The following is a 13,020-nucleotide window of genomic DNA, read 5'->3' on the forward strand; positions in this document are numbered from 1 at the left end:
CCAGCTGGTCCCATTTACAAGTTTGCTCAAAATCAACCGCCATCGCTACGTTTCACGTGGAACTTTTGCAGTAATAATAAAGACTCCGCTTCAATTAACGAGCGAAGTCTTCTATTGCTGCCCTGCATATTGCATCAACTTACCTGATGTATGGATCAATTACTGCCGTTTACTTTTACGGGATAATGAACCGTATATTCCGCGCCTTCAATCCAGCTCCCGGTTATATGATTACGTCCCTTAACGACAACCCGATCACGGTATACATCCACATGCAGACTCTCACTTCCCTCCAGATGCTCATCCTCATCCGTCCAGAGATAAGCTACAGAGGAAGCATTAAACATCGTTGGCAGCTGTCCGCCACCTTCGTACATGGTACGCTGAGCCTCTAATTGCCAATGGGTGTGCCCAGAGAAGAGGATGACCTGCGGATAACGACTTAGCACAGCCTTTAATGCTGCGTCCTGACTCACGCCATACCAACCCTGTTCCTTCATGGAACCCGCGACTGTATCCATCAGTGGTTGATGGAGAAAGACAAAAATCGGCTGCTCCGGCAATGCTTGCTCCGACAGTTTCGATTCCAGCCATTGCAGTTGATCGGCAGACATATCACAATCTTTTGGATGAGGCTGCTCCGTACCCAAGAAGATATAATGATACCCGTCGATCCAGTGGTCATGATACGATCCGTTCATACCTGTGATTGCTGTAAAATCACTCAGCCGCTTCTGCCATAACTCTTCAATTGAGATGGAATTCTGGGGTTTTTCAATACCATGAGCCTCGACCTGGCCCATATCCCCTGAATGCCCCAACACCTGACCCACCTCGTGCTGGGTCATTGTGGTCAAGTTCAGCGGCGGATCTCCCCATAGAATGGCTCCGATATCATGATTACCTACAGTGTAACGGATTTGAGGCAGTGATTCGCCGTGAGCCTCCAATATACGCTGCAACTCTTGGTATTCTTGCGGCAGTCCACGATCGGTCACATCGCCCACATGCATAATTCCGCTGCTGCCATGGCTATACGTTGCGATGTCTTCCAGCGCTTTCTCCAGATGACGGTTATGGATATGATCAGCCTGCTCTCTCACATGAGTATCTGTGATGACCTGGAAGCTGATTATCGGTTGTTCGTGTTTATTTTCATTTCCCATCAGGAATCACTCCATTTCAGTCCAATAATGCCAATCAGAATAAAGCCCATCCAGACGATCGACATCGCCTTCAGACGTTCACCCAGAAAGTAATGTCCCACGATCCCAATCAATGTAATGCCTACGCCCGACCAGATGGCATAAGCAACACCCAGCGGCATATACTTCACAGCAAAATTCAACAGGGTGAAGCTCGCTCCATAACAAGCAAACATAAGAATGGAAGGCCATACGCGGGTAAAACCATCCGAGACCCTCATCAGAATCGTACCGCTCAGCTCCAATCCAATCGCTAGGGCAAGCAGTATCCATCCCGTATACGAATGACTCGTCATCGGTTTACCTCGACTTCCAGCAATTCCTCAAACGAAAGAACCGTAAGATCCGCGAGTTTGATATGAGCAGGTTCACCGACAGCAATCTTCCAGGCAGCTCCGGCAGCACGAGCCATCTCCATATCACCATCCGTATCGCCGATCACGACAACTCTTGCAGTAGGTACACCCAGACGCTCACACGCCAGCAGCAACATGTCAGGAAACGGTTTTCCCCGTCCAACCTGATCCGTTCCTACAACTACGGTGAAAAAAGATTCAATCCCCATCCACTTCAAATGACTTAGGGCATTTTCTGTCTCATCCGCTGTGACGACACCCATTTTCAGTCCTTTGCTGCGACAGTGCTCAAGAAAGGCAAGAACGCCTGGGAGGGGCTGAGCAGGGCGCTCCTTATTCATTGCGTATTCTGCCTGCAGCAAACATTCCCTCACAATAATTTTCGCTTCCGCCCAGCTTAATCCTGCACGATAGCCATGCCAAGTTAATACGGCGTAGACTTCCTCCATCGTTCCCATGGCAAGGGGTCCTCGCACATCATAACCGTTCATTCGTCCCTGCTCATCATGGAATGTTCCCCATATATGAGGAATCTCTACTGCATTGAACTGAAGGCCACGGGCAGCAAGCTCTTCCCGGAAGTTCTCCATCACGCAATCGGTCCAGAAGCCCCACATGGCTGTAAAATCAAGCAATGTCCCATCCTTGTCAAATAAAATAGCCTCAATTGGGGGAGAAAGGCTCCCAAGCGTTAATTCGGGCATTGGTTACGCTCCTTATCTGCTGAATTACTAAGTCAGAAAAGCGGCACATGACTGCACCGCTCTTCTAAGTTAAACTTGTTTCCCTTGTTATTTCACGCGATCCAATTCTTTTTGAGCCTTTTCTTTGGCTTCCTTCAGCGCTTGTGCCGCTGGAATGTTATTAATCTGTACCTGATCTGCCGCATCCTTCAGTGCATCATTGATTTTGCCTCCGGTCGGGTCCTGGAACGGAGCCGAAGCATGGGAAGCCTGCTGCAGTGGAACCTTGATTTGCGGGTTCTCTTCACTGAACGTTTTGAAAGCAGGATCTTCTTGAGCAGATTGACGAACTGCAATGTAACCTGTGTTCATGGACCAAGCTGCTGTATTCACTGTTTCCGAGAAATACGTCAGCCATTTATAAGCTGCTTGTTGCTGTTCTGGACTCGCTTCGGCCGGGATACCTGCCATGATCGCACTCGCTACAGGTTTGCCTTGGCCTACACCTTCCCAGCCCGGTTGTTCCATGGCTGCAACGATGCTGAAATCGAGATCTCCCTGGTCACCGCTGGAACCGGTGTATCCGGCTGCTTTATTTTTCATCACATCATCAATGGTTTTGTACCAGTACTCCCATCCTTGGCCGCCAAAATGAATCCCCATGGTCTTGTCCTCATTAATCCACTTGCGGAACAGTTCCCACGTCTCTACCCACTCCGGTGAATCAATCGTTACGGTCTTGCCGTCATCACTCAGAATTTTCCCGCCTTTACCCAGCACGGCGTCGATCATGTTATCGCTACCCCACATCGGCTCCCAGCCGTAGAAGGTTGTCTTGCCATTCTCCTGCTTGCTCATCTTCGCTGCCGCTTCAGCAAGTGCCTCCCACGTGGTCAGAGTGGCAGGGTCGATATTATTCTCCTTCAGCGCATCCATACGGTAATACATGATCTGAGTTGTTCCGTACATCGGTAAGAAATATTGCTTGCCGTCTACTTTTCCCTGCTCCAGGAAGGTTTGCACGTAATCTTCCTTGTTAAAGCTCTGATCGGCGGCGATCAGCTCATCCAGAGGTGCATAGTAGCCTTTGCGCGCCCAGTCGATATTGGAGCTTAGTACAGCGGCGGGTACTTTTTTCGAGGCAATGGCAGCCTGCAGTTTCTGTTCGGTCTCCGTGTAATCGGCTTGTACAATCCCTTTCACAACAACTTCGTTCTGGGATGCATTGAAGGCGTCAATCGTCTTCTTCATGTTATCTCCCAGGTTACCACCCAGACCATACCAGAACTCAATCTCGACCGGACTACTTGATGCAGAATCAGCTCCATTCGCAGCTACTGCATCTGAACCCGTGCCCTTGCCGCTATCGGCAGAGGAACCACACGCGGTGATCAGGGCAAAACTCGCAGCCAGTACCAGCGACATGCCCCCTCTCCACCTGAGCTTTAATTTGTTACGCCATTTCATACTCGCTTGACCCAATTTCATTTTGATTCCTCCTATATAAAGTATGTTGTGAAAATCAGTTCTTGTTCACACCGGCAGTAATATTCACACTCTGCATGATCGTTTTCTGGGTAAACAGGAAAAGGATAAGCAGCGGTGCGATGGTAAAAGCACTGGCAGCCATGATCTGCGGCCATGCCAGACCGTAGGCTCCACCTTCCACGAAAAAGCTGCGCAGACCTGCGGATACCAGTTGCAGATTGGGGTCTTTGGTAATGAGCATCGGCCAGAAATAGTTGTTGTACTGGTCAATGAAAGTAATCAACACCATCACGGCAAACGACGAACGAACCAGCGGCGTCATAATGGTCCAAAGAATGCGGATGTGCGACGCTCCATCCAACTGGCCGGCTTCCACCAATTCGTGGGATACCTGCATGAACGCCTGACGAATCAGGAAGATAGAGAACACACTGACACAGTTGGACACAATCAGTCCGGTATAGGAATCCAGTAATTTAAGTTCGCTGAGCACCAAATAACTGGGCAAATAAACGGCGGTACTCGGAATCATGTAGCCTACCAGAATCAGTCCGGTGAGTACCCCTTTTATACGAAAACGCATATGGGTGAGTGCATAGGCCATCATGCTGGAGTTAATGACCTGGATCAGACAGATCGCTGCCGCTACCCCTGTACTGTTCAGAATGTAACGGGCAAATGGAGCAGACTGCCACGCATTCACATAATTGTTCCAGCGGAACGTTTCGGGCCAGAAGGTTGGCGGGAACTGCCAGATCTCGTCATTCGTTTTGAAACCGCTAATGACCATCCAGTAGAACGGAAATGCCATCGCCAGACTCACCAGCGCAAGCAGCAGATAGCGAAGTGCGGTAGCAAATCCTTTTCCTGCACGAGGGACCTTCCGTTTCTGCACTTCCTCACGACGATTATCTTTTCTTCTTTGGTTGCTTAGAGTGGTCATGTTCATCAATAGTGCACCAGGCGTCGGCCGAGCAGGAAAGATACTCCTGACAGCAGAACGCAGATCAGAATAATAACAACGGCGATGGAAGAAGCCTCGCCCACATTGAAGGACTCAAATGCAGATTGATAATACATGTAAAGCAGTGTTCTTGTTGATCCCGCTGGTCCCCCTTGCGTCATCACGTTGATCTGGTCGTAAGCCTGAAGCGACTGGATCGTCAGAATGATGGACAGGAAGAACGTGGTGGGTGAAATCAACGGCAGTGTAATGCTTCGGAACTTGTCCCAGCTGCCTGCCCCATCAATCGATGCCGCTTCAAGCAGATCGGATGGCAGGTTACGCAATGCGACCAGATAAAATACCATAGACCAGCCAATCGATTTCCACAGCGTGACGATGAGCACAGCTACCAGTGCCCAGTTCTGATCTTTCAGCCAGCCGATCGGGGATATGCCGACCCAGCCAAGCAACAGGTTGGCCAGCCCCACTTCAGGTTCGAAAATCCATGACCACGCAATGGAGACTGCGACTGTCGGAGTCACCCAAGGGGAGAACAGCAGCGTCCGGAACAAGCCGGAGGACTTAATCTTGCTGTTCATGAGCATGGCCAGCGCCAATCCACCCACAATCGTAGGCACTACACTTCCAAGACCGAACAACAGCGTAACTTTTAATGAACGGTAAAATTCAGAATTGGTTAGCAGATAGCTGTAGTTATCCAAACCGACGAATAATTTGTCAGGACTCATGAAGTCCCAATCCGTAAAACTCAGATAAACAATGTATCCCAAAGGCCCCAGCCAGAAAATGAGTAATGGGATAAGGGCAGGAAGGGTGAAGAGAACCGCTTCTGTCTCCCTCCATAATTTCACACGCAATTTGCACACTCCTAATCGTCCAAATTTTATTTAATTTCTCTAAAAATCATGTCTTCAAACTCCCTTTAATCTCTTCTGTACAAAAATGATTGTATAATACATTTGAAAAATGTAATTCCGGGTTATGTTAAAATAACGCGAGGTCATGTAAAATATGAAAAGGAAACAGGGAGTCCCATCCATATACTAGAGGTGAGATTGTGGGAAAAGAAGCTGCCGAGGACCAGAACCATTCGTCGTTGTCCTATCGGCCCGAGCTGAGGGAGAAAGTCATTGACGCCATTGCCAATACCATGGATCTGTATGGAGTCAATCATTCATTTGGTCAACTGTATGGCATTATGTATTTTGAGGATCGTCCCATGACGCTTGAAGAGATGAAAACGTCCATGAACATGAGCAAAAGTAATATGAGTTATGCTGTACGTTCGCTTACCGAATCTCAGATGATCTATAAATTGGAGGAAAAGCGGGAACGCCAGGATCAGTATCTGGCCGAAACCAACTTTTTCCGTACGTTTCAGAACTTCTTCGGGGCCAAGCTTCAACGGGAAATCGACGTGATGCAGGAAAGCCTTCGGGAGGTCATTCCGCAGTTATCGGAGATTATTCTCGCCAGAACAACTCCGCCGGAGGAACGGGAAGACGCTTTGCGCGATTTGCATAAACTTCAGCATGCGGAGCAGTATTATGAGTGGTTGCAGGGATTTGTAGATCAACTGCGGGATGGAGTTTTTTACAAAGACGCTCCACATGAAAGTGATTAAACACGCTAAGGAATCATATACGCCTTATTAATAGCATTCACTTCGTTCGTTAAACTAAAAAAGCCAACTCGGCGAGCAACGATGTGCTTGCTGAGCTGGCTTTAAATAATTTAAAGGGGAGCCCCGCCATGTTTTCATGGTTGGGCTCCCCTTTTGTTATAGATATGGTTATCTTATTTCTGTGCCGCAGCCTCAATGTCTGCAAAAGCCCAGTGTGTTGCAGGTACGTCTATAAAAGATGGCGTAGTTACGCCTGTTACCGGCGTCCGTTTGAACAGTACATTTAATACTTTCACGGCTTCAGCACGGGTCAGTTTGCTGTTCGGTTTAAATGTATCATCGTTATATCCGGTCATCAGGCCAGCCGATTGTACGTAGGCAATTGCATCGAAAGCCCAAAGGTCGGCGGACACATCTGTAAATCCAGCACCATCTGTTGCTTGTGTTGTGATGCTTGATGCGTCTACGCTTTGTTGCTGTATCCAGCGGTATGCAATGGTCGCCATTTGTGCACGGGTAATCGAACCTTCGGGTGCAAATTGAGTGGCGTTCATACCGTTCATGATGCCTGCGGATTGCGCTTTTTGAATATCACTCGCTGCCCAATGGGTAGCAGATACATCGTCGTAGTTTACAGCGTTCGAGGATGCAGTTCCCGCTTCATCAGACAGATTACGAGCCAGCATCGCTGCCATTTGCGCACGGGTTACGAATGCATCCGGACGGAAATCCGCACCAAAACCGTTGATATACGGGTTGTGCGAGCCTTGGGAAGCTTTCAGTCCATCCACCACAACGAGGGTAAACGTGCTGAATTTGTTAACTGTAAACTCGATGCCTTCACTGGAATCACTGAGCTTCACGAGCTTACCTTGAATCAACTCTTTCGTGCCGTCACTGTGTTCAATGTACACAGCCAGGTTGTTCAAAGCTTGCTGGCGTGCAGCCGGATCAGTTGGCAGACTGTCACGCAGCGGTAATGTCAGTGTTACTTCATGACTTTGCATATTCGTTTCAATCTCAACCGGACGAGCCAGTACTTTCACGTTTGAATTTGGAGTAATCTGTTGAATCAACTGCTCTTTCTTCGCACGTTCTTCCACTTCTTTACGCTCGGATTCCTTTTTCAACGGAACGACGCGGAAGTATAGATCCTGGTCGAATCCGGCAATCGACTTCGTTGGAACCGAGATAATAGCGTTCTCTGTGGAAATCTCAAGGTTAAGCCCACCATCGTTCAGCTGTTTCACCGCTGCTTTTGGCAGTTCAATGCGTGTCTCAGACACAGCATCTTTGGCGTCAGGGATGACAATGCGTGCAGTATTCATGTTTAATTGCTTCGCTTTTTCCACCGATTCCTTGGCAATCGCCTCAGACATCTTCACGAGGTCCTTAATCGTACCGTCTGCCTCGGTTGTACGTGTAATTGGCGTTTTGGTGAGGTTGGTGCCATTCGCTCCGTTCACGTCCACGACGATTTGTTCCTGCTTGGTCGTCGGTGTAGTCGTTACAGGTGTAGTCACTGAAGATCCTCCACCTGTGCTTCCGCCCGTGTTTGGTGTTGAACCATTTCCGTTGTTGCTATCGCCATTCGCCGTGAAGACAATCTTCACCGCACGTCCTGGCAATAAGTCACTGATGGCTTTGTAACGAACCCATACCGTTTTGTCACCACTAAAATCAAATTTCTGAATAGAAGCAACATCAATCCAGTTCAGTTTGCCGTTAAGGGAGATCTCCATGGTGTCATCCAAGCCAGTTATGGTGTTGTTGATATCGTTTCCCGTTACATTTGGGGCCGTAAAGAATTGGTTGATCACATATTGTAGATTCCCAACATCCTCGTATCTGTCTTGTTCGTTAAGCACCCATTCGGCCAGTTCTTTCTTGCCTTCCGGGCTAAGTTCAGCTCTTTTAGATAAATCAAGGGCACCTGTACGTCTAAATTTATAGTTATCGAAGAATGCTTCCCCTGCAATCCATTCGTTCATGGCATGATCAAGCCATTCATCCATTAGCGGAATAGAAGTAGCATTCTCAAAGGATTCCAAAGGCATAGAAAAGAGACTCAGTACAATCTCCGGATTAACAATATTCCCTTTAAATTCTCCTTCCAACCTTTCAAAAGCCACCTGATGCAGGTATTTATAAGCAAAAACTCCTTTATCTACTTGGCTACGGTCCAAATGTTGTTGCCCCAAGCTGCGCAGCACATATGTTTGTTGGTCATTAAAATAATCTGGTCCATCCACCAACTTTTGTGCAAATAAATCCAGTTTGTTTTTAAGAACGTCGAATTCCTTCTGCCCCCAGATGGATTGTGCCAGAACAGCGAGTTCAATCATATATTGAACCTGATCTTTATTTCTATAATCGTTCTTCACATAATCAATCAGGAAACCAGCAATGAATTTCTTAACTTGCAAGGATTCATAGTATCCATTCGGTAAATTAATTTCCAGATCAGGATTTTCCACGGCCAGAATCATACCATCAATATCGTTGCTACTCTTTGCAGCATTTACAGCAGCCAACGCATCAATTTCATTACCAGGGAAAAATTCGTTAAATGTAGTCTGAATGGATTCAAAACTTGCATATCCACCAATCGGTCTTTCAGTAAGCATATGATCAGCCAACTGTTCCTGCTCTTCTGGTGTCAAGTTATCCATTTTGCTTGTATCCAAAGCGAAGCTCGTTATCGGAGTTCCTGGATTCGCTTCGTTATAAGTCAGAATATTCTCATGAATTTTATTTAATTTATCCAGTGACGTTACCATTTCCTCAGTCGTATTTGCACGATTAATGAAAGGTGTATCTTCCACTGCTATGTCTATATATCTCAAAACGCTTGAAATGGAAGATGTTTTTTTGAGTTTAAGTTCGTATAGATAAGCCGTTGTGCTTTTATCTACCTCGGAGGCAGTGCTATATGCAGCAATGAGTGGATAGAAATTATCTTCAGCACTCGGATAATCAAAATGATTTATTCTTTCTGCTTGCTTACTATACAGGTCATTAAGTGCAACTAATGCATTCGGTCCATCGATTTGGCGAGTCACTTCAAGGGCTTTCAGAGCTAATTGCACCAAAAACTCAACTTGCCCTTTGTTCTCGTATCCAGCGCTTGTTGGTGGATCAATTTCTAATAAGTATTGTGCAATAGCCTCCTGATCTCTTACAGGCAAAGATTTAAAGTCAGGCTCTCCAATGAATTGCTCATTACTAAGCAGCAAGATAGCTTCTTGGATAAAGTCATCGCTGTTACCCCGGTCTGCCTTCTTTTTGAGTTCGTTGTACTGATCTAGCTCACTCAGTTGTGCAGTGAATTGGATAGATTGCATTTGATACGTAGCTTCCAAATATCGGTCTTTAACTACTACATTGAAATAGTACGTATCGCCTTCTATTAGATCTGTAATTATTTTCGAAAATGTACCATTTGTAGTAGAAGCTGAACCATTAATCGGATCACCATAAGCCTGTCCTGATGCTCCACTGATTTGTTGCATGTCTGCAAGATCAGGAGCATTAGATATGTAAACCTGGTAATTTACATCAGGTGGTGTAGAAGATGAGGATTGTGCATACTCCCACTGTAGTTCTATTGATTTCTCGTCCACATACTTTATCGTTAATAGACCGTTATTTCCGGGTACCGGATACGATGCCCCTGCATGTACCTTTCCTGCCGGTACTGCTAACCAAGGAGCTACCAACACCAAAATGAGCAGCGTGCTAAATATTTTTCTGTATTGCATATACGCTTTCCTCCCTAATCTCGCTTGTCGAAATATAGGCCTATTGTATTACGCAACTCTGAACGGATTCTGAACATTCGCTCCAATAAACGGAAAAAAATCCGGCCTGTAGGTGAAAAACAGGCCGGATTTCAAATATTTTTCGTCATTATTCATCATTTTTACTTCTTCATTTAATTATAGAGTCCTATATTCCATAAAATTTATGATTCTTGTCACGTCGTCCCTATACTCCTCCACTGCTCCCTGTATAACAAACAGGTAGACGCATCAAATCATTGTATATCCGCCATCCACAAACAATGTGCTTCCTGTCGTAAATGTATTCGTCATAAGGTAAGTAACCGTATGTGCAATCTCCCCATTGTAGCCCACACGCTTGAGCACAGACAGCCTCTCATAGTCTTTAAAATGTTCACCGCGAGGTGTACCCTCCTGCCCCTCTCGCCAGATGGTTCCGGGGGACACGACATTCACGCGAACAGGCGCGAGCTCCACTGCAAGTGCTTTGCCCAGACTTTCAATCGCTCCGTTACACGCTGCGTAAGAAGCGCCACCATCCAGTGGGCGTTGGCTGAAGCCCCCCGACATTAACGTGATCGAACCCGAAGCCGATAGATACGAAGCTGCGTATTTGGCAGCAAAATATTGAGGCCAGAACTTGCCCTTGAAACAGCTTTCGGCCGTCTCTCGATCTGAAGTTAACGGACCACGGGTGTATGCAGCTCCAGGGGTGAACAGGTGATCGAATGCACCAACCTGATTGAAAAATTGTTCGATTTGCTTTTCATCCTGATTGTCCAATACGTACACTTCGATGGACACCGTGCTAGTCTTGCCTTTGCCTGCGACACGAGCAATCTGCTCCCTTGCTTCCTCGAGTCTGGTCTCCGATCGTCCCGCGATAACTACATGTGCACCAGCCTCAGCAGCCTGGATTGCCGTTGCAAGTCCAATTCCAGAGCTTCCTCCTATAATCACGACACGTTTATTCTCCAATGTAAATGGACTCATTCTGCATCTTCCTCTCGTATAGCTGGATTTTTCGTTTTTCTAGCATTTGTTCATTATTATCGAAAAGATTAGCGCTGAACAGTACGCAATTGGATCGTACCAGGTACGAAAATTCGTACTATTGGAACCAGACACACAGTTATTTCTGCCCAATTCACATAGACAAAACAAGCAGAATGCGATGAAATCAGGTATGATGGAGTTACATATAGTTGTTTAAATCGAGGTGAATACTATGGATTTACAGGAGCCACGGTTACAAGGTGTACTCGTTACGTTGGAAGCCATTAATGGAAAATGGAAACCGCTCATCCTGTTTATTTTATTGAAGGAAGGCACGAAGCGATTTGGCGAACTAAGACGCATGATTCCCGATGTAGCGCAGGGGACGTTAACGAAACAGCTGCGCGAGCTGGAACAGGATCAGATTATTGTGCGCACTCTCTATGGCGATGTTCCACCGAAGGTCGAGTACAGTCTGTCCGAACACGGGCAGACGATTGGTACGCTGTTGGATGGCATGTGCGGCTGGGGCAAGGCTCATCTGGAGTATTTGAACGGAACCAAACATATGATTACTGCGGAGAAATTAGTCGAGGAATCCCATAACGAAGCGAAATCTGAATAAAAACTCATGCCTTCATCTCTGTTAGCAGACGAGACGCCAGTATTGCCATCTGTTATGAACAGGCTACGCCTCATAACCGAACCACAGAATGTTAAGAAATCAGACCCAATTTTAGCACTCTCGCAATATTCTCGGTTGTACGCTCCACATTCTCCGGGCCTTCGCGCAGAAGTTGTTCCAGATCAGCCGCCCCCGGCACAATACCGAACACCGCGTCAATACCTTCAGTGTACAACGTATCTATCCCTTCACCAACGTAACCTGCAATGGCGATAACTGGCTTGCCTGCTTCCTTGGCAGCACGCGCTACACCGTAAGGCGTCTTGCCAAATTTCGTTTGAAAATCAATGCCGCCTTCGCCCGTAAACACCACATCCGCATGTACCAGCTTGTCACGCAATCCAGTGTATTCAATGACAATTTCAATGCCTTTGCGCAACACAGCCTGTGTAAAAATCAAAAGCCCTGCGCCCAAACCACCTGCCGCACCAGCACCCGGCACATCACGTATATCCTTGTGTAGCTGCTGCTTCACCACATCTGCATAATGGGAAAGATTAGCATCCAGCACCTGCACCATCTCCGGTGTAGCTCCCTTCTGCGGTCCAAACACCCGTGAGGCCCCATGCTCTCCGCATAACGGATTCGTTACATCACAGGCGACAATGAACCCCACATCCTGCAATCGTTCATCCAGCCCAGTCACATCGATATGCGCCAGTTGATCAAGTTCGCCGCCTCCACGTGCAAGTGGCTGTCCGTTTGCATCCAGAAACGTTGCACCAAGCGCTTCCGCCATGCCTGTACCCCCATCGTTGGTCGCACTGCCACCGATTCCGATAATGATTTTGCGAATACCCTGATCCAGACACGCCCGAATCAGCTCTCCCGTGCCATAGGTTGACGTGCGAAGCGGGTTCCGGGTTTCCTTGGTCACCAGATGAATGCCGCTCGCCGATGCCATCTCAATCGCCGCCGTTAACCCATCGCCCAGAATGCCATACTGCGCTGATACAGGCTGCCCTAGTGGCCCGCTCACCTCTCTCTGGTGAATTACGCCGCCAGAAGCATCCACCAGCGACTGCACGGTGCCTTCGCCTCCGTCAGCCATCGGTACATGAATATAGTTGGCGGTTGGATAGATTTTACGCAATCCTTTCTCCATGGCCACACATACTTCTTTCGCTGTCATGCTCTCTTTAAATGAATCCGGTGCCAGTACAAATGTTGTCTCTCTCATCTTCTCCCACCCCATCCGTGTTATTAAAGGATAAACCTTTTTTGAACGCGCTTT

General features: G+C 47.3%; 11 protein-coding genes. 2 read left to right on the forward strand and 9 right to left on the reverse strand.

Annotated elements, in window-relative coordinates:
* Positions 1-155: 155 nt before the first annotated feature.
* From BLS14_RS14395 to BLS14_RS14420, 6 genes are all read right to left on the reverse strand, one after another.
* A complete protein-coding gene (locus BLS14_RS14395) occupies positions 156-1,166 on the reverse strand; it encodes a metallophosphoesterase family protein (protein ID WP_090952469.1) in 1,011 nt (336 codons plus the stop codon).
* A complete protein-coding gene (locus BLS14_RS14400; RefSeq protein ID WP_076287289.1) occupies positions 1,166-1,501 on the reverse strand; it encodes a DMT family transporter in 336 nt (111 codons plus the stop codon). The genes BLS14_RS14395 and BLS14_RS14400 overlap by 1 nt, the downstream gene beginning before the upstream one ends.
* On the reverse strand, positions 1,498-2,265 hold the full coding sequence (locus BLS14_RS14405; RefSeq protein WP_090952471.1) for an HAD family hydrolase: 768 nt from the start codon (positions 2,263-2,265) through the stop codon (positions 1,498-1,500). The genes BLS14_RS14400 and BLS14_RS14405 overlap by 4 nt, the downstream gene beginning before the upstream one ends.
* Before the next feature lie 87 nt (positions 2,266-2,352).
* Entirely contained in the window at positions 2,353-3,732 is a 1,380-nt protein-coding gene (locus BLS14_RS14410; RefSeq protein ID WP_090952473.1) for an ABC transporter substrate-binding protein, read from the reverse strand.
* 34 nt (positions 3,733-3,766) lie between these two features.
* Positions 3,767-4,627, reverse strand: coding sequence for a carbohydrate ABC transporter permease (locus tag BLS14_RS14415; RefSeq protein WP_090952677.1), 861 nt, complete (start codon positions 4,625-4,627; stop codon positions 3,767-3,769).
* Between the two features lie 53 nt (positions 4,628-4,680).
* Positions 4,681-5,556, reverse strand: a complete 876-nt coding sequence (locus tag BLS14_RS14420) for a carbohydrate ABC transporter permease (RefSeq protein ID WP_063565861.1) — start codon at positions 5,554-5,556, stop codon at positions 4,681-4,683.
* Between the two features lie 200 nt (positions 5,557-5,756).
* On the opposite strand from BLS14_RS14420, the gene BLS14_RS14425 reads away from it, so the two are divergent.
* Complete coding sequence (locus BLS14_RS14425) at positions 5,757-6,323, forward strand: GbsR/MarR family transcriptional regulator (protein WP_072733846.1); 567 nt, start codon at positions 5,757-5,759, stop codon at positions 6,321-6,323.
* Between the two features lie 173 nt (positions 6,324-6,496).
* Here the strand turns inward: BLS14_RS14425 and BLS14_RS14430 are convergent, their stop codons facing one another.
* Both BLS14_RS14430 and BLS14_RS14435 read right to left on the reverse strand, forming a co-directional pair.
* Complete coding sequence (locus tag BLS14_RS14430; protein WP_090952476.1) at positions 6,497-10,084, reverse strand: S-layer homology domain-containing protein; 3,588 nt, start codon at positions 10,082-10,084, stop codon at positions 6,497-6,499.
* Positions 10,085-10,354: 270 nt separating this feature from the next.
* Positions 10,355-11,098, reverse strand: coding sequence for an SDR family oxidoreductase (locus BLS14_RS14435; protein WP_090952478.1), 744 nt, complete (start codon positions 11,096-11,098; stop codon positions 10,355-10,357).
* Between the two features lie 235 nt (positions 11,099-11,333).
* Between BLS14_RS14435 and BLS14_RS14440 the strand changes: the two genes are divergently transcribed.
* Complete coding sequence (locus BLS14_RS14440) at positions 11,334-11,726, forward strand: winged helix-turn-helix transcriptional regulator (RefSeq protein ID WP_082935339.1); 393 nt, start codon at positions 11,334-11,336, stop codon at positions 11,724-11,726.
* A 91-nt stretch (positions 11,727-11,817) separates the two neighbouring features.
* On the opposite strand, the gene BLS14_RS14445 is transcribed toward BLS14_RS14440, so the two are convergent.
* Positions 11,818-12,966: a glycerate kinase gene (locus BLS14_RS14445; RefSeq protein WP_090952481.1), complete on the reverse strand. Its 1,149-nt coding sequence runs from the start codon at positions 12,964-12,966 to the stop codon at positions 11,818-11,820.
* Between the last annotated feature and the right edge of the window lie 54 nt (positions 12,967-13,020).

The sequence above is a fragment of the Paenibacillus sp. OK060 genome (assembly GCF_900101205.1).
Classification (GTDB): Bacteria; Bacillota; Bacilli; order Paenibacillales; family Paenibacillaceae; genus Paenibacillus; species Paenibacillus marchantiae.